At 61.9% G+C, this 16438-nt stretch carries 17 protein-coding genes; 13 read left to right on the forward strand and 4 right to left on the reverse strand.

Annotated features, from left to right (window positions below; all coding sequences use genetic code 11):
* Nucleotide 1 precedes the first annotated feature (1 nt).
* Nucleotides 2–2248 carry a mechanosensitive ion channel family protein gene (locus IFT59_RS10775; RefSeq protein WP_192086807.1) on the forward strand — a complete coding sequence of 749 codons (2247 nt, stop codon included), beginning with the start codon at nt 2–4 and terminating at the stop codon, nt 2246–2248.
* A gap of 29 nt (nt 2249–2277) precedes the next feature.
* Here IFT59_RS10775 and IFT59_RS10780 read toward each other — a convergent pair whose 3' ends face one another.
* Entirely contained in the window at nt 2278–3237 is a 960-nt protein-coding gene (locus tag IFT59_RS10780; RefSeq protein WP_092661778.1) for a diacylglycerol/lipid kinase family protein, read from the reverse strand.
* A gap of 251 nt (nt 3238–3488) precedes the next feature.
* Between IFT59_RS10780 and IFT59_RS10785 the strand changes: the two genes are divergently transcribed.
* The 3 genes from IFT59_RS10785 to IFT59_RS10795 all read left to right on the forward strand — a co-directional run bounded on the left by IFT59_RS10785 (nt 3489) and on the right by IFT59_RS10795 (nt 6392).
* Complete coding sequence (locus tag IFT59_RS10785; protein WP_062453417.1) at nt 3489–4736, forward strand: MFS transporter; 1248 nt, start codon at nt 3489–3491, stop codon at nt 4734–4736.
* Nucleotides 4737–4851: 115 nt separating this feature from the next.
* On the forward strand, nt 4852–5868 hold the full coding sequence (locus tag IFT59_RS10790) for a zinc-binding alcohol dehydrogenase family protein (RefSeq protein WP_192086808.1): 1017 nt from the start codon (nt 4852–4854) through the stop codon (nt 5866–5868).
* Between the two features lie 107 nt (nt 5869–5975).
* Nucleotides 5976–6392, forward strand: a complete 417-nt coding sequence (locus tag IFT59_RS10795) for a DoxX family protein (protein WP_062453419.1) — start codon at nt 5976–5978, stop codon at nt 6390–6392.
* 93 nt (nt 6393–6485) lie between these two features.
* Here IFT59_RS10795 and IFT59_RS10800 read toward each other — a convergent pair whose 3' ends face one another.
* The gene (locus tag IFT59_RS10800; protein ID WP_062453420.1) at nt 6486–7103 is read right to left on the reverse strand and encodes a L,D-transpeptidase; all 618 of its coding nucleotides are present in this window, start codon (nt 7101–7103) and stop codon (nt 6486–6488) included.
* 193 nt (nt 7104–7296) lie between these two features.
* Here IFT59_RS10800 and IFT59_RS10805 point away from each other — a divergent pair, with 193 nt between their 5' ends.
* Nucleotides 7297–7494, forward strand: a complete 198-nt coding sequence (locus tag IFT59_RS10805) for a type II toxin-antitoxin system VapB family antitoxin (protein WP_062453421.1) — start codon at nt 7297–7299, stop codon at nt 7492–7494.
* Complete coding sequence (locus IFT59_RS23095) at nt 7491–7628, forward strand: hypothetical protein (protein ID WP_249407523.1); 138 nt, start codon at nt 7491–7493, stop codon at nt 7626–7628. Before IFT59_RS10805 ends, IFT59_RS23095 begins: the two co-directional genes overlap by 4 nt.
* Nucleotides 7629–7982: 354 nt before the next feature.
* Here IFT59_RS23095 and IFT59_RS10815 read toward each other — a convergent pair whose 3' ends face one another.
* Nucleotides 7983–9659, reverse strand: a complete 1677-nt coding sequence (locus tag IFT59_RS10815; protein ID WP_192086809.1) for an electron transfer flavoprotein-ubiquinone oxidoreductase — start codon at nt 9657–9659, stop codon at nt 7983–7985.
* A gap of 307 nt (nt 9660–9966) precedes the next feature.
* Between IFT59_RS10815 and IFT59_RS10820 the strand changes: the two genes are divergently transcribed.
* Nucleotides 9967–10755, forward strand: a complete 789-nt coding sequence (locus IFT59_RS10820; protein WP_062453424.1) for an SDR family oxidoreductase — start codon at nt 9967–9969, stop codon at nt 10753–10755.
* A 182-nt stretch (nt 10756–10937) separates the two neighbouring features.
* Entirely contained in the window at nt 10938–11651 is a 714-nt protein-coding gene (locus tag IFT59_RS10825; protein ID WP_192086810.1) for a DNA helicase, read from the forward strand.
* Between the two features lie 6 nt (nt 11652–11657).
* Here the strand turns inward: IFT59_RS10825 and blaOXA are convergent, their stop codons facing one another.
* Complete coding sequence (gene blaOXA / locus IFT59_RS10830; protein ID WP_192087141.1) at nt 11658–12461, reverse strand: class D beta-lactamase; 804 nt, start codon at nt 12459–12461, stop codon at nt 11658–11660.
* A gap of 153 nt (nt 12462–12614) precedes the next feature.
* Between blaOXA and IFT59_RS10835 the strand changes: the two genes are divergently transcribed.
* The 5 genes from IFT59_RS10835 (at nt 12615) to IFT59_RS23285 (ending at nt 16426) form a co-directional block, all read left to right on the forward strand.
* Nucleotides 12615–13484, forward strand: a complete 870-nt coding sequence (locus IFT59_RS10835; RefSeq protein ID WP_192086811.1) for a hypothetical protein — start codon at nt 12615–12617, stop codon at nt 13482–13484.
* 165 nt (nt 13485–13649) lie between these two features.
* Entirely contained in the window at nt 13650–14942 is a 1293-nt protein-coding gene (locus IFT59_RS10840) for an Hsp70 family protein (RefSeq protein WP_192086812.1), read from the forward strand.
* A 76-nt stretch (nt 14943–15018) separates the two neighbouring features.
* Nucleotides 15019–15915, forward strand: coding sequence for a uracil-DNA glycosylase (locus IFT59_RS10845; RefSeq protein ID WP_192086813.1), 897 nt, complete (start codon nt 15019–15021; stop codon nt 15913–15915).
* Nucleotides 15916–16086: 171 nt separating this feature from the next.
* Nucleotides 16087–16278, forward strand: coding sequence for a hypothetical protein (locus IFT59_RS10850; RefSeq protein ID WP_192086814.1), 192 nt, complete (start codon nt 16087–16089; stop codon nt 16276–16278).
* A 13-nt stretch (nt 16279–16291) separates the two neighbouring features.
* A complete protein-coding gene (locus tag IFT59_RS23285; RefSeq protein WP_256413693.1) occupies nt 16292–16426 on the forward strand; it encodes a hypothetical protein in 135 nt (44 codons plus the stop codon).
* The last annotated feature ends 12 nt before the right edge of the window (nt 16427–16438 follow it).

A 16438-nucleotide genomic window follows, 5' to 3' on the forward strand; every position in this document is an offset into this window, starting at 1 on the left:
GATGCCGTTCTGCCGAGCTGCCGCAGCAGCCTTTCTCGGCCTTCTCCTGACCGCATCTCCGATGTGGTCGCAGGACGCGCCGCTGACCGTCGTCCTCAAGCCCGGTCAGACCGCCGCCGACGTGCAGCAGGTGCTGGATCTTGCGGCCCGCACGGGCCGACCGCTGACGGTTCAGGTGGAGACCGCGACCACAACCACCGGCGCCGCTGCACACCCCGCGACCTCCGCATCGGACACGACCTCTGGCACTGCCACCGCAACCAGCGCTGATACGATGCAGATGACGCCGGAAATGGAAGCGGCCAACATGGGCATGGCCAGCTGGGAGCGGTTTTCGGATGCCTCGTCCCAAGGTTTCACGACGGCGATTGCGGGGCTGCAGGCCCTGTCCACCATGGTGGGCATGACGACCACGCATCTGGATGCCGAGGGCATTGCGAACGGCCGGATTGCGATGGTGGCGCTGCTTTCGCTTTTGGCGGGCGGCGCCGCGGCGCTCAGCGTGCGGCTTCTGTTTGCGCAGTTGCTGCGACACAGCCATTTGCGGGCCCGTCACATCGCCGGCAAGTTCCGTCGCTTCTTCAAGCGCCTGGTCGGCGATCTGCTGTCGATCGCGATTTTTCTCGGTGTCGCCCGGTGGGTCCTGCTGACGATGCTCGCGGATACGACGGCTGCCTTCCAGGTCTGCCAGGCCGCCATTGCCTTCACCCTGATCCTGCTTGTCTACATGGCGGTGGGACGGTTCCTGTTTCGGCCCGACGAGAGCGGCGAAACACTGTTCGCGATCAGCAATCCGCTATGGCATTTCCATATGCTCACCGCCTATGGGGTGATCACCGCCCTGTTTGGTGAGACCATGCGGCTGTGGAACTGGCTGGGCCTGGACCGGGCCTCACTCGACGGGTGGTTCTTGATCGGCGGCACCCTGCTGACGCTGCTCAAGCTAACCTGGTTCTGGGGCGGCCGCGCCGGCATCCGCGCTGCGTTCAAAGGCTCAAGCCCGGGCCCCGTCCGGCGCGTCATCGGCAACCTGCTTCCGGATTTCTATGTCGTTTCGGCCATCTTCATCTGGTTCTTCGGGTCGGTCATCATCGGCTCGCCGGACAGTGCCCGCTGGAGTTTCGCGGCCGGCTCGACTCAGGTCATCCTGCTGCTCCTGCCGGTGTTCGCACTCGGTGCCCACCACGTGGTGGACGAGTTCGAGCGGCACTGGGAAACCACCCATGGGGCGGGCCTTTGGTCATCCGTGCTCGCCAGCCTTCGCGTGGTGTGCTCGGGCGCTGTGTGGATCGGCGGCCTGCACCTGATCACCGCGCTCTGGTGGCCGCTGATGACCAGCGGCGGCGACATTGCGACCGGCTGGATCCTCTGGCTGGAGCGGCTGAGCTTTGCCGTGGTCGCAAGCTGGGCCGTCTACACGCTGGTGTGGAAATACGCCGAGACGATCGCCCCACCGCAGACCGTGATGCTGCCCGGCCAGGAAGACGAGCAAGCGGACAAGAAGCAGACAAGCCGTCTGACGACGGCGCTGCCGGTGATCCGCAACCTGGTTCTCGGTGCGGTTCTCGCGGTCGGCTCGCTGATCGTCCTCAGTTCGCTCGGCATCAACGTGGCGCCGCTGCTGGCCGGGTTCGGAGTGCTCGGGCTTGCGCTTTCGTTCGGGTCTCAGGCGTTGGTGAAGGACGTCGTTTCCGGCATCTTCTTTATTGTCGACGATGCCTTCCGGATTGGCGAGTACATCGATACGGGCAAGCTGCAGGGGACCGTGGAGCAGATCACCGTGCGCTCCGTGCGGCTGCGCCATCACAACGGACCCATCCACACCATTCCCTTCGGGCAGATCAGCTCCGTCACCAATTTCAGCCGCGACTGGGGAACGATCAAGTTCCAGCTCCGCTTCGAGCGCGACAGCGATGCCGAGACCATCCGCCGTGCCGCCAAGAAGGTGGGGCTGGGCATGCTGGAGGATCCGGAATTTGGGCCGCAGTTCCTCATTCCGCTGAAGATGCAGGGTATCCAGGACATCACCGAAACGGCGATGATCGTGCGCTTCAAGTTTACCTGCCTGCCCGGCAATCCGGGCATCCTGAAGCGCGAAGCGATGACGCGGCTGCTGGCCGCCTGCAAGGCCGCCGGCGTGCAGCTCGCATCCAATGCGGTGACGGTGCGCTCGAACGCAGCCAATTCCGTCGATATCGAAGCCGCCGCCGCCGGCACGCCGCCACCGCTGACGTCGATCGCTGTCTGAGCGTTCGACATTGCCGCGTTCAGCGCCGATCAGACCGTAGACGGTTCCGGCGACATATTCGCAGCGGCATTTTCGCGTCCTGCAGCCGTATTCTGTCCGGGAACCAGAACCTTCAGTTCGCCGGCATGGATCTTCAGCGTCACGTCCCGCTTCATCGGCAGGAGTTCGCCATCGATGACACAGCTGACGTCGCGGCGGTGGCGAGGAAAGTGCAGTTCGAGTTCTGTTGCCGTCATCGCCGTGACCGCGGCGTTTTCCTTGAGCTTGCCGCGCAGGATGTCGAAGGTGAGTTTTGCGACCCCGGACGGTTTCATCGGTTCTGCGAGGTAGAACCCCAGATGGCCGCTGGTCAGGTCATCGGCAAACATCAGAGGATCGGTGCCGAACTCGTTGTTCGAGACCGAGATGGCCGACACCTTGCGCGAAGTGCGCTTGCCATCGACGACATATTCCATCTCGAATTCCGGCGGGTTGAACATGACGCCGATCGCAGCCCTTGCGCTTGCCCGCATCTTGCCGAGCCTCGAGGCAAAATTCATCGAGTTGCGGTAGCGCACCATCCGGGCATGCAGGCCAGCGGAAAACTGGTGCACGAAGCTTTTTCCGTTGGCGCTGGCGATATCGATCGCTTCGGGCGTACCCTCTGCCAACGTGTCGAGGACTTCCCAGATGTCGAGCGGCAGTTTCAGCGAACGGGCAAACAGGTTCATCGTGCCGGCCGGCACCACGCCGAGAACGATACCGCTTTTCCAGGCAATGCCCGCCGCCGCGGAAATCGTGCCGTCGCCACCGCCGGCGATCAGTCCTTCGACGCCGGGCATCGAGGCTGCCTTTTCCATCGTCTCGACGACCTTGTCGCCGGCAACAACCTCGCACTCGATCTCGTGGCCGGCAGCCCGGAAGGTCTTCAGGGCGTGGTCGCAGTAAGCGTCCATATCCGTGGTTCGGAAAGTCCCGCCATCGCGGTTGAAAACGGCATGTAGTTTCATCGACAAGGGACCAGGTGCTCGAGGGCGGCGGATAACGACAGGGTGGAAAATGGTGAGGCAGCGGCAGATATCAACGGCACCGAATGGCGATTGCACGATTGTGGTACAGTTGGTTTTTGTCAAAAGCCTACCGCGCTGCACAATCACGTGCTAATCTGCCGTCAATTCAACTGCCTCAAAGCCCCATCATTTGCTCCCGGACGCGCTCGCTTCGAGCCGTACCCGTCCGCTTTTCCAACAGATGCGATACCATGACAGACACCGCAGTCCGACACGTGCCCGATGCCAAGGCCAACACCAGACCTGACGACAGCATCCCGAAAACCAGCCTTTCCCCCCTCGCCGTCCTTCTGATCGAATTCGCGCTTGCCGTCGGCGGCTTCGGAATCGGTACCGGCGAGTTCGTCATCATGGGCCTGCTGCCGAATGTGGCGGAGACGTATCAGGTCAGCATCCCAACGGCGGGCTATGTGATCAGCGCCTATGCGCTGGGTGTGGTGATCGGCGCGCCGATCATCGCAATTCTATCGGCGCGGCTGCCGCGCCGCACGCTGCTTCTGGCTCTGATGGGTGTCTTTGCGGTCGGCAACATCCTGTCGGCGATGGCGCCAAGTTTCTGGAGCTTTACCGCGCTGCGCTTCGTCACCGGCCTGCCGCACGGGGCCTATTTCGGGGTAGCCTCGCTGGTGGCCGCCTCCATGGTGCCGCCCAACAAGCGCGCCCGCGCCGTCGGCCGCGTCATGCTGGGTCTAACGATCGCGACGCTGCTCGGCACGCCGCTTGCCACCTTCATGGGCCAGATGCTGTCCTGGCGCTCCGCCTTCTACCTTGTCGGCTTCATCGGTCTCCTGACCGTGGCACTCGTCTGGTTTTTCCAGCCGAGGGACAAGGTGCAGGAAGGCGCCAGCATTCGCCGCGAACTCAGCGCATTCGGCAAGACCCAGGTCTGGCTGACGCTCGGCATTGCCTCGGTCGGTTTCGGCGGCATGTTTTCGGTGTTCAGCTACATCGCCTCCACCACGACGCAAACGGCCGGGCTTCCGGTCACCATGGTGTCGATCGTCATCGCCCTGTTCGGCATCGGCATGAATGTCGGCAATATTGTCGGCTCGAGGCTTGCCGACATTTCGCTGAAGGGCACGATCGGCGGAACGATGGTGTTCTACGTGGCCGTGATGCTGGCCTTTGCGACCTTCGCGCATATCCCTGTCATGCTCTATATCACCGTCTTCCTGGTCGGCTGCGGATTTGCCTGCGGCCCGGCGCTGCAGACGCGGCTGATGGATGTGGCCGCCGACGCCCAGACGCTGGCGGCCGCTTCCAACCATTCGGCCTTCAACATCGCCAACGCACTCGGTGCCTGGCTCGGCGGGCTCGTCATCGCCTGGGGCTGGGGTTTTCAGGCAACCGGTTATGTCGGTGCGGTACTTTCGCTGATCGGGCTCTGCGTCTTCGGCGTGTCGGTCGCTCTGGAACGTGAGGCAAAGCCCTCGGCCTGAGCCAGAAAGTGCCGGCTCGGTAAAGCGTACCGGCGCTCGCCTGCGCCGCCTTGCCGTTGCCGTCGTTACGCGCGATGTATCGTCCTCGATGCCCTGAGCTTGACGAGGAGATTCCATGCGCGCTGTCGGTTTTAGCGAAAACCTGCCGATCACATCCGAAAACGCCCTTCTCGACATCGAGCTGCCGGAGCCCGAGCCCAAGGGGCGCGACCTGCTGGTCGAGATCAAGGCCGTCTCGGTCAATCCTGTCGATACCAAGCAGCGCCGGTTGCAGCCTGTCGAAGCCGGCCAGTACCGCATCCTCGGCTTTGATGCAGCCGGCGTGGTGCAAGCGGTCGGGCCGGATGTGAAACTCTTCAAGCCGGGTGACGAGGTGTTTTACGCGGGCGCGGTCAACCGTCCCGGCACCAATGCGGAACTGCATCTGGTCGACGAGCGGATCGTCGGCAAGAAGCCTTCCAGCCTCTCCTTTGAGGAGGCCGCCGCCCTTCCGTTGACCGCCATCACCGCCTACGAGACGCTGTTTCACCGGATGAAGGTGCAGGACAAGGTGGCGAGCGCCTGGAATGCGGTTCTGGTCATCGGCGGCGCCGGTGGTGTCGGCTCGATCGCCATCCAGTTGCTGCGAGAACTGACCGACGCGACGGTGATCGGCACCGGCTCGCGGCCGGAAACACAGGACTGGATCCGCACGCTCGGCGCTCACCATGTTCTCGACCATTCCAAGCCGCTGGCAAAACAGATCGCCGGGATGGCGATCGGCAACCCCGCCTTCGTGTTCTCGACGACGGAAACCTCCGATCACATCAACGACATCCTGGAAATGATCGCGCCGCAGGGACGACTGGGGCTGATCGACGACCCGAAGGAGCCGATCGATATCCGCCAGTTCAAGCGCAAGGCTTTGTCGATCCATTGGGAGACGATGTTCGTTCGGCCGGTGTTCCAGACCGCCGACATGATCGAACAGTACAAGCTGCTCAATCATGTGTCCGAACTGGTTGATGCCGGCAAGATCCGCACGACGCTGTCCGACGTGATCGGCCCGATCAATGCGGCAAACCTCAAGAAGGCCCACGCCAGGATCGAAAGCGGCACGACGCGAGGCAAGCTGGTTCTGTCCGGCTTCTGACCACGCAGCAACACACACCCCATAAGGTGTATCGATAAAAACTTACACCTTATCACGTTTGCCGTTTGGAGCTATGGTCCAGGCGGGTACGCGCAAAGGGGGTTCTTATGGCGACATCGCAGTCCAATACATTCGGAAATCCGCTGGATATCGTGACCGGGTCCACATGGTTCGGGTATCTGGCCCGAGCCGTCCTGACGTTCATGTTCTGGGGAAGCGGGCTTTCCAAGCTCATCGATTTTCCGGCCGGCGTCGCGGAGATGACGCAGTTCGGGCTGGAACCGGCATTCGCCTTCAACGTGGCCGTCATCATCACCCAGCTGGTGGGTTCGGCGCTTATCATCCTCAACCGCTGGACCTGGCTCGGTGCCGGCGCGCTCGGCGTGTTCACGGCGCTGACGATTCCGATCGTCCACCATTTCTGGACGATGGAAGAGCCGTTCAAGACGCTCGAGTTCTACGTGGTGATGGAGCATATCACCGTGATCGGCGGCCTGATGGTCGTCGCCTGGAAATCACGCTGACGGGTGTTCACGTCCACCCATAACATCCACATGCGAAAAGGCCCGCCGCCACGACAGTGACGGCAGGCTTCTTACGGATGGCTGCGGCTTGGATCAGGCACTCGCCTGGATGACGACGACCTTTGCGCCGACCTGGACGCGCTGGAAAAGATCGATGACGTCGTGGTTCATCATGCGGATGCAACCGCTCGACATCGCGTGACCGATCGAATCCGGCTGGTTGGTGCCGTGGATGCGGAAATGCGTATCGTTGCCGCCGCGGTAAAGATACATCGCACGGGCGCCGAGCGGGTTGTTAGGGCCGCCCGGCATGCCGCCTGCGAGCGCCCGGTAGCGCGGTTCGCGGCGCTGCATGTTGGCCGTCGGCGTCCAGGTCGGCCATTCGGCCTTGCGGCCCACATAGGCGTTTCCGGAGAGTGCAAGACCGGCGCGGCCGACACCGACGCCGTAACGGATCGCCCGGCCGCCGCCGAGGATGTAGTAGGCCCGGCGCGCAGGCGTATCAACGACGACGGTACCCGCTTCGTAGGAGCTGACATAGTCGACTTCGGTCCGGCGCAGTTCGGGCCTGATCCGATCGATTGGCACCGGTGACAAGGGGAAAGCCTCGCCTGGAAGCGCCGCATAGTTGCGCTGTTCTGGATAAGTGGAAGCGCAGCCGGCCAGCAGAAGCGGCAAACCGACCAGCAGGCCGCGACGGGAAATCGACATGAATGTGTCCTTGGCGAGTCGAGAAGATGACCAAGAATTACGGATATTATGGTTAATGAAGTGATAAGGCGGATGCGGATCGAGCGAGTTCCATGGCGTATTTGCACCGACAACACCGTGCACGCCCACAGGCGCACGCGACGTTGTTAAGCGCATCATCTGATGTTATTTTTCATGCGAAGGGAGACTGACCATGCGAACGACGATCACCATCGATGATGAACTGCTTATCGATGCAAAGGAACTGACCGGTCTTCAGGAGACATCGGCGATCGTCAAGAAGGCGCTTACGCTTCTCGTTCAAAACGAAGCTGCACGGCGCCTTGCTCTTCTGGGCGGAACGGAACCAGACTTCAGATCAGCGCCCCGCTGGCGGCCGGACGAGCAGTGATTCTGGTCGATACAGTCATCTGGGCCGACCATCTCGGCAAACCAGACCCGAGGCTGATTGCTCTGCTGGAGAATGGACAGGTCTGCACTCATCCGCATGTGATCGGGGAACTGGCGCTGGGGAACATGCGCTAATACGATGTAATCATCGGCTATCTGCATCGGCTGCCGAAATCCGTAACAGCGTCAGATGCGGAGGTTCTGGCAATGATACGGACACAGAAACTGTCCAGCTCAGGCATCGGCTATTGTGACTCGCATCTCGTGGCGTCTCTGTTGTTGACGCCGGATCTGTTGCTTTGGACACGGGACAAGCGGCTGAACGCTGTCGCCCACCGGTTCGGCCGTGGCTGGACCTGAGTCTGAAGCGCTCCCAGCAAACCAGTGCAGCGATTTGCATCCGGGACTGTGCGGAGGCGCCTCTCTAGATCGCTGTGCGTCCAATCGAACGCACAGCGGTTGCTCTGGTCTCCCTCGGCACCTCAAGGATCACATATTCTGATACACCGGCCCCTCGCCGCCCTGTGGCGGGACCCACACGATGTTCTGGTTGGGGTCCTTGATGTCGCAGGTCTTGCAGTGGACGCAGTTCTGGGCGTTGATGACGAAGACTTCTTCGCCGTCCTTCTCCACCCATTCATAGACCCCGGCGGGACAGTAGCGGGTCGAGGGGCCCGCATAGACTTTGAGCTCGGAGCGCTTCTGCAGGTCCATATCCCTCACCTTGAGATGGACCGGCTGGTCTTCCTCGTGGTTGGTGTTCGACAGAAACACTGACGAAAGACGGTCGAAGGTCAGCACGCCATCAGGCTTCGGATAGTCGATCTTTTTGTGCTGTGCCGCCGGCTCCAGGCTTTGCGCATCGGTCTTGCCGTGCTTCAGCGTGCCGAAGAACGAGAAGCCGAACAGCTGGTTGGTCCACATGTCGAGACCGCCGAGCGCGACGCCGAGACCGGTTCCGAGCTTCGACCAGAGCGGCTTGACGTTGCGCACGCGCCTGAGATCGGTGCCGATCGCCGTCTGGCGCCATTCGTTCTCGATCTCGACCGGCTCGTCATTGGCGCGGCCGGCAGCAATCGCTGCGGCCAGCTTGTCGGCGGCGAGCATGCCGGAGATGACCGCGTTGTGCGAACCCTTGATGCGGGGCACGTTGACGAAGCCGGCGGAACAGCCGATCAGCGCGCCGCCCGGGAAGGACAGTTTCGGCACCGACTGGTAGCCACCCTCGGTAATCGCGCGCGCGCCGTAGGACAGGCGCTTGCCGCCTTCGAACGTGCCCCGGATGGCCGGATGCGTCTTGAACCGCTGGAATTCCTCGAACGGGTAGAGATAGGGGTTCTTGTAGTTGAGGTGGACGACGAAGCCGACCGCGACCGTGTTATCCTCCAGGTGGTAGAGGAAGGAGCCGCCGCCGGTCTTCATGCCGAGCGGCCAGCCGAACGAGTGCTGGACGAGGCCTTGTCTGTGGTTCTCCGGCTTGACCTGCCAAAGTTCCTTGATGCCGATGCCGTATTTCTGCGGTTCGCGATCCTTGGCGAGATCGAATTTCGCGATCAGCTGCTTGGCTAGCGAGCCACGCACGCCTTCGCCGATCAGCGTGTACTTGCCGAGCAGTTCCATGCCGCGGGTATAGGCAGGACCCGGCTCGCCGTTCTTCTCGATCCCCATGTCGCCGGTTGCGACACCGATTACGGCACCCTGGTCATTGTAGAGCACTTCGGCGGCAGCAAAGCCGGGATAGATCTCGACGCCCAGCGCTTCGGCCTTTTCGGCAAGCCAGCGACAGACGTTGCCGAGCGAGACGATGTAATTGCCGTGATTGTTCATGAGCGGCGGCATGGCGAAGTTCGGCAGGCGGATCGAGCCGGCGGGACCGAGCAGCAGGAACTGGTCGTCGGTTACTTCGGTCTTGAAGGGATGGCCCTCTTCCTCCCGCCAGCCGGGCAGGAGCGCATCAATGCCCGACGGATCGACCACGGCGCCTGAAAGAATATGCGCACCGACTTCGGCGCCTTTTTCCAGAACGACCACCGTCAGATCCGGATTGACCTGCTTCAAGCGGATCGCAGCCGACAGGCCTGCCGGGCCAGCGCCAACGATCACGACGTCGAACTCCATGCTTTCACGTTCGGGAAGCGGGTTGGCGGAAAGGTCTTGGGCGTCCATTGCAAACTCCGATGCCGGCCCCTCGCCGGCGCAGTAGGTCTGTTTCTGTCTTGTCAAAAGCGATCCCGCTTGTCGAGGCGCGAAAACGTCTTCCGGCTTGTCATTCGCGCAAAGCACGCTTCCATTTTCTCAACTTACGTTGACGTACACGTAAATACCGGTTCTGGCGCCAAAGGCAAGTTCTGGCTTTCGCCATGGGTGGACCAAAGCTATAAAGGCCCGGCATTCAAATGACCGGTCCCCGCGTCGCAGCCTGTCGTCGCGCCCGAAGGCCCGTCATGAACCTCGTGCAGAGAAGGAAAGCTTCATGGATCTCGGTATTGCCGGCAAACGCGCGCTCGTACTCGCCTCCTCCCGCGGCCTCGGGCTGGGGATCGCCAAGGCTCTGGCGGCGGAAGGCGCAAACGTCCTTCTGGTCGGTCGCTCGGGCGATCAGCTCGCCGAAAACTGCAAGGCGATCAATGCGCTCGGCAAAGGCAAGGCTGACTGGGTCCGCGGCGATCTCGGCGAAGAGAATTTCGTCGCTTCGATGGTGACGGCCGTTGAGGAAAAGCTCGGCGGCATCGACATTCTCGTCAACAATACCGGCGGTCCAACGCCCGGAACGACTGAGGACATGAGCGCCGACAAGCTCGACACGTTCTTCCAGTCGATGGTGTTGCGCGTCATCACGCTCACCAACACGTTGCTGCCGCAGATGAAGGCGCAAGGCTGGGGTCGCGTTCTGACGGTCGCCTCCTCCGGCGTGGTCGAGCCGATCGCGAACCTCGCGCTGTCGAATACGCTGCGCGGCGCTCTGGTCGGCTGGAACAAGACGCTTGCGACAGAAGTCGCCGGTTCCGGCATTACCGCCAACATGCTGCTGCCTGGCCGCATCCTCACCGACCGGATCGAGGAGCTTGATACGGCCAATGCGAAGAAGCAGGGCAAGACGATGGACGAAGTCCGCGCCGCATCGGTCAAGACGATCCCCGCCGGCCGGCTCGGCACGGTCGAGGAATTCGGCGCTGCCGGTGCCTTCCTCTGCTCGGAAGCCGCAAGCTACATCACCGGATCGATGCTGCGCGTCGATGGCGGAGCGGCCCGCTCGTTCTAACCTGACAAGACCACTTTGAAGACGACACGGATCGCGCTAGGCTCTGATTCTGGCGCGGTCCACGCCTCCCCCCTCCGAACGGGAAAGTAAACCTCATACCGGACCTCTGATCATCGAACCGACTGTTCGAGCATCCGCACAAGGAGGGATTGCGAAACACGCTCGCGATAGGAGGTTTGACCATGAAAACGACAGTTCCGATCTACCAGCTGAAACGCAAGGCGAAGCTTCTCGCCCGGCAGACATCCACTCCCCTTCACGGCGCGCTCGACCGCATCGCCGTCGAGCAAGGGTACCGGAGCTGGAGCCTGCTATCGGCCAAACATACCGAAACATCGCCCGCCGAAATCTTGTACCGAAGCCTGAAACAGGGCGACATGCTGCTGGTCGGTGCAAGGCCGCGACAGGGCAAGACGCTGATGGCGCTCAGCCTTGCCATCGAGGCCATGAAAGCCGGCAACAGCGCCTTTTTCTTCAGCCTCGATTATACGCCTGCCGACATTCTCGGGCGCTTTCGCGCGCTTGAGGTCGAGCCTCAGCGCTTCGGAGACCAGTTTTCGTTCGACTGCTCCGATGCGATCAATGCCGGTTACATGATCGAGGCGCTGGAAACCGCTGCAGCCGGCACATTGGTCGTGGTGGACTATCTGCAACTGCTCGACCAGCGCCGCGAAAACCCGCCGCTGGCCGACCAGGTTTCCACACTCGAGTCTTTCGCCCGTAAGCGCGGTCTGATCATCGTCTTCGTGACGCAGATCGACCGCGCTTACGACGAGGCGACGAAGCCCCTCCCCGACATCGCGGATGTCAGGCTTCCCAACCCGCTCGACCTGTCCAAGTTCAGCCGGACCTGCTTCCTTCAGGGCGGCAGCGTGGCGTTCCGGCCGAACGGGTAAGCGGCATCAGAGATCGGCGGCAAGCTTCGGCAGGTCCGCGATCAGGCTGTCGCGCACAACATAGCTGATCGGCGTGTCGGGATAGCGCTTCACGTCGACCAGCAACCTTGCAAAGATCACGCGGCGGTCGTTCTGCTCGGCCCAGCCGACGAACCAGCCGATCGGGCGAGCGTAGTCCGGCTTGCCGTCCTTGCCGCGCATCCAGCCGGCGCCGGTCTTGCCCTGCACGTCCCAGCCGTCGCCGGCTGCAAAATGCGGCAGGATCGCCTGCGTCATGTCGGAAGCCTTTTCCGAGATCGGCAGCTTGCCGGTGAGGAAGCGGCGAATGAACGCCACCTGCTGGTCCGGCGAAATCTTCAGCGACGACATCAGCCAAGCTTCCGTCAGCCCGTCCGTGCCGGCGGGTCCGCCGGAGACATCGCGGTTGCCGTAACCGAAGTTTTTCACATAGGCCGAGAAACGCTCTTTGCCGAGCTTGCGCGTGATCTCCTGCGAATACCAGACGATCGAATCGCGTTCCCAGATGGTCGGGTCGACATCCTTTTGCTCACGCTCAGAGCGGTTGAATTTTGCCTGGTATTTCCAGAGCGGCGTCGTCTCGTCGCTGAGGATGCCGGCGTCGTAGCCCATCATCGCGAGCGGCAGCTTGAAGGTGGATTGCGGATAGAAAGCCTGATCGCAGGCGCCTTCCCGGTGCACTTGTTCACCTGTCTTTTCCTCGATCACGACCGTGCAGGCGATGGGCTCGGCAGCATGGGAGGCCACGCCGGAAAATAAGCACGCAACCGTGATCAACGAGAGAAACTTCATTTTCTTCAACACTCTAGCAGTCCTCTTTGTGCGACGCCGGGAAGATCCTCCATGAATGTGTAAACATTGAGTTAACTTGTCATGCCGGTTTTGACCCCTCGTCAAGGCGACGCTGTTACAGGCCGAGCTTGATTAGAACCCAAGGGGCATACCGTGTTAATTGACAGCCTTTTCAAAGGCGGATCGAGTTCATCCTCGCCGAGCCAGACGTCCAGCCCAAGCACCCAACCGGCAAGCACCACATCCGGCAATTCGTCCACAGCCAAGCCTGCCAGCAACGAGCCGGTTTCCGCCGAACCAGTGAAAAGCGACGAGCCCGACACGCAGGTCGACAACAGCGATGACGGGATCTACGCCCCGACGCCGGTCGCCTCGAACGACGAGCCCGCGACGTCCGAGCCGACCGCGGTCGACAACGACGAAGCGGACGGTCGCTTAGAAAAGGAAGACGCGGCCGGGACACCGGTATGGACTGCGCCGGAGACAGCGGAAACCGATTATGCCGAACCAAGCGACGTTGCGGCTGGAGAAGCAGGAAGCACCGACAGCACCTCCACAGTAACGGACGACGATGCGGCGGCTGAGACGGGTTCGACCGACATGGCTGCCGCTTCGCCATCGAGCAGCGCAAGTTCCGGCACCGCGTCTGGCCCCTCGTCGGCGGGCCCCGTCCAGGCTGGCACGGCATCCACGGTACCGGAGACTGGCGCAAGTGCGGGAACGACCGCGTCGGCTTCCAATGCTCCTACAACGGCGTCGACCTCTGTCTCGAAAACAGCCTCCGCCGATCACGTCGCCAACTTCCTTGACCAGATCGCAAGGATTCAGACGCGTTTCGGAACGACCGGCTCCGACGAGGAACAACAGGCTCGCGAACGGGCTTCGGAAGTCGTCCAGAGCCTAATGGTCAGCCAGTTGCTGGACAATATCGTCTCCAAGCAGAGCCAGACGATTGGCACCCTGTTCGGCTCCCGAGACGAGGCCGACACGCTCGAAACGGAAAAGATCTACAGCGCGGCATGAATACCATCGGCAAGGGATGCAGTCCCTTTCCGCTCTTGCCTTCGCCCGCACCTTGTGTCATCACGCGCCCTCTTGAAAAACGGGGCGCGTTTTCGCGTTCTGTTGCCCTCGGAAGCGGCGCTTCCGGTTCATCATTTTCGACGTAGATTTTTAAGGAGCACGGCCATGGCACGGGCGCTCGGGCTTGATTTCGGCACGACCAATACGGTTCTGGCATTGGCGGACAGCGGCGCCACCACGCATTCGCTGGAGTTTTCCAGCAGCGCCGGCACCACGGATTCGATGCGCACGGCGCTGTCCTTCATGAAGGATGCGAAGCTTGGCGCGCAGGCGCTGAAGATCGAGGCCGGTCAGGCCGCCATCCGCCAGTTCATCGACAATCCCGGTGATGTTCGCTTCCTGCAGTCGATCAAGACCTTTGCTGCAAGCCCCCTGTTTCAGGGTACGCTGGTGTTTGCCCGCCGGCACATGTTCGAAGACCTGATGGAAATCTTTCTGAAGCGGCTGCATGCCTATGCAGAAGGCAACTGGCCGGGCGAAGTCTCGCGTCTCGTCGCAGGACGTCCGGTGCATTTTGCCGGCGCCAGCCCGGATGAGAAACTCGCCACCGATCGCTACAACGAAGCGCTGACGCGGCTGGGCTTTCCGGAAATCCACTATGTCTACGAGCCTGTCGCAGCCGCCTATTACTTCGCGCAGAGCCTGAAGAGCGATGCCACCGTTCTGGTGGCCGACTTTGGCGGCGGCACGACGGACTACTCGCTCATCCGCTTCGAGCGTGTCGCCGGCAAGCTCGTCGCCACGCCTATCGGCCATTCGGGCGTCGGCATCGCCGGCGATCACTTCGATGCGCGGATGGTGGAGCATCTGGTGGCGCCAGAGATCGGCAAGGGCACGCATTTCAAAAGCTTCGACAAGCTTCTCGAAGTGCCCTCCAGCTATTATGCGAATTTCTCGCGCTGGAACCAGTTGTCGATCTTCAAGACCACCCGCGAGTTCACGGATCTGAAATCGCTGGTGCGCTCGGCAACCGATCCCGACAAGCTGGAACTGTTCATCGATCTCGTCGATCACGACGAAGGCTATCCGCTCTATCAGTCGATCTCGGCCACCAAGATGGCGCTGTCTGCGTCCGACGAGGCGGAGTTCAATTTCTCGCCGCTCGGCCGGGGTGGCAAGAAGATGGTGAAGCGGACCGATTTCGAAACCTGGATCGCCGACGACCTCGCCCGGATCGAAGGTGCGCTGGACGACGTGCTGACCAAGACCAACACGGCACCTGATGAGGTCGACAAGGTGTTCTTGACCGGCGGCACGTCCTTCGTGCCGGCGGTGCGGCAGATCTTCAACCGGCGCTTCGATGCCGGCAAGATCGAGAGCGGCGGCGAACTGTTGTCGATCGCCCACGGTCTGGCCCTGATCGGCGAAAGCGGCGATGTGGAGCAGTGGGCGGCGTAAGCACTCCACGAGGTTCTCCACAGCCGCGGACGGAATCCCATTCCAACCCGAGCCCGACATGCTATAGGGTGCGCATATGAGCCCCACCGCCTCCGAACTCGATCCTGCCGAACTTGCAGCGCTGCTGCATTTCTATGCGGATTCGGGTGTCGACTGGCTGGTCGAGGACGCACCGGTTGATCGCTTCGCGCAGTTTGCCGAGCAGAAGGCAGCGAAGTCGCAAGGGCGAGCAGCACCGAACGCGTCGTCACCGCCGCAGGGCGAGCGTGAGGCCTATGCTGTCGGTGGCGATACACCACAGCCGCAGCGTCCCGCGCCACCAGCTCCGCGTCTTACCCCCTCCTCCATGCAGCAGGTCGCCATTCCCGATGGCGGCGCGGTCAATGCCGCGCGTCTTGCGGCAGACGGTGCCGGCACGCTTTCCGAACTGAAGACGGCGCTGGAAACCTTCGGCGGCTGCAACCTGAAACACGGCGCCCGCTCAACGGTGTTCATGACCGGCGATCCGCAATCGCGCATCATGGTGATCGGCCCGATGCCGAATGCCGAAGATGATCGCGACGGCACACCGTTTTCCGGGCGGCAAGGCCAATTGCTGGACCGAATGCTGGCGGCGATCGGCCTGTCGCGCGAAACGGTGCTGCTCACCAACATCATCCCCTGGCGTCCGCCGGGAAGCCGGATGCCTTCAGACGCGGAGCTTGAAATCTGCAGGCCGTTCCTCGACCGTCAGATCGCGCTTGCCGAGCCACGCCATCTGCTGCTGCTCGGCAACTTTCCCGCGCGTCTGTTCCTCGGCGACACCGGCACGATCCATTCCATGCGCGGCGAATGGCGCGAGGTCACGGCGGCAGGTCTCGCGGTGTCGGCGCTGGCGACGCTTCACCCTCAGGATCTGCTTGCGGCGCCTGCCAACAAGGCTCTTGCCTGGCAGGACATGCTGCTGTTCAAAAGCCGCATTTCCGGCACTTGAATGCCCAGAATCTAGGCAGCAGACCGACGATTCGCGTTAATATTACCAATTTATGAATATCGTTATGCGTGCGCTGCATGTCAGCGCCGCGTTTGCCGCCATTGATGAATCAATGCTGCGCTGCAATATATCATCCTGTCTTGGGAGGACACGGTTTAAGGAACCAAGGCAATGACCACACGCTCTCGTCCGATACATTCGGGCTTTGAAACCCTCCGCGTTGCCGGCCTCGCGCCGCGCTCCTCGAACGGGTACCACCATTTCGGATCTGCCACGCACGAGCAGATCACGTCGCGCTCGATGAGCCGTCCGGTCGGGATCACCCGTCCGTCCGCCGTCTTCGCAGACTTTCGTGAACGCTGAGGGTATGACGACAATGAAAACCGTTCTGCACCCGATCCGTACGATCCGCGACAGCATTCTCCAGATCAGCTGCGCGGTATCTGCATCCGTCGAGTTTTCCCGTTCAGCGGTGAAGCGCTCCGACGCGGAAACTGCAATTCCGCTGTAAAGCGTCATCCAT

The organism is Rhizobium sp. CFBP 8752 (assembly GCF_014842035.1).
In the GTDB taxonomy this organism is placed as follows: domain Bacteria; phylum Pseudomonadota; class Alphaproteobacteria; order Rhizobiales; family Rhizobiaceae; genus Neorhizobium; species Neorhizobium soli.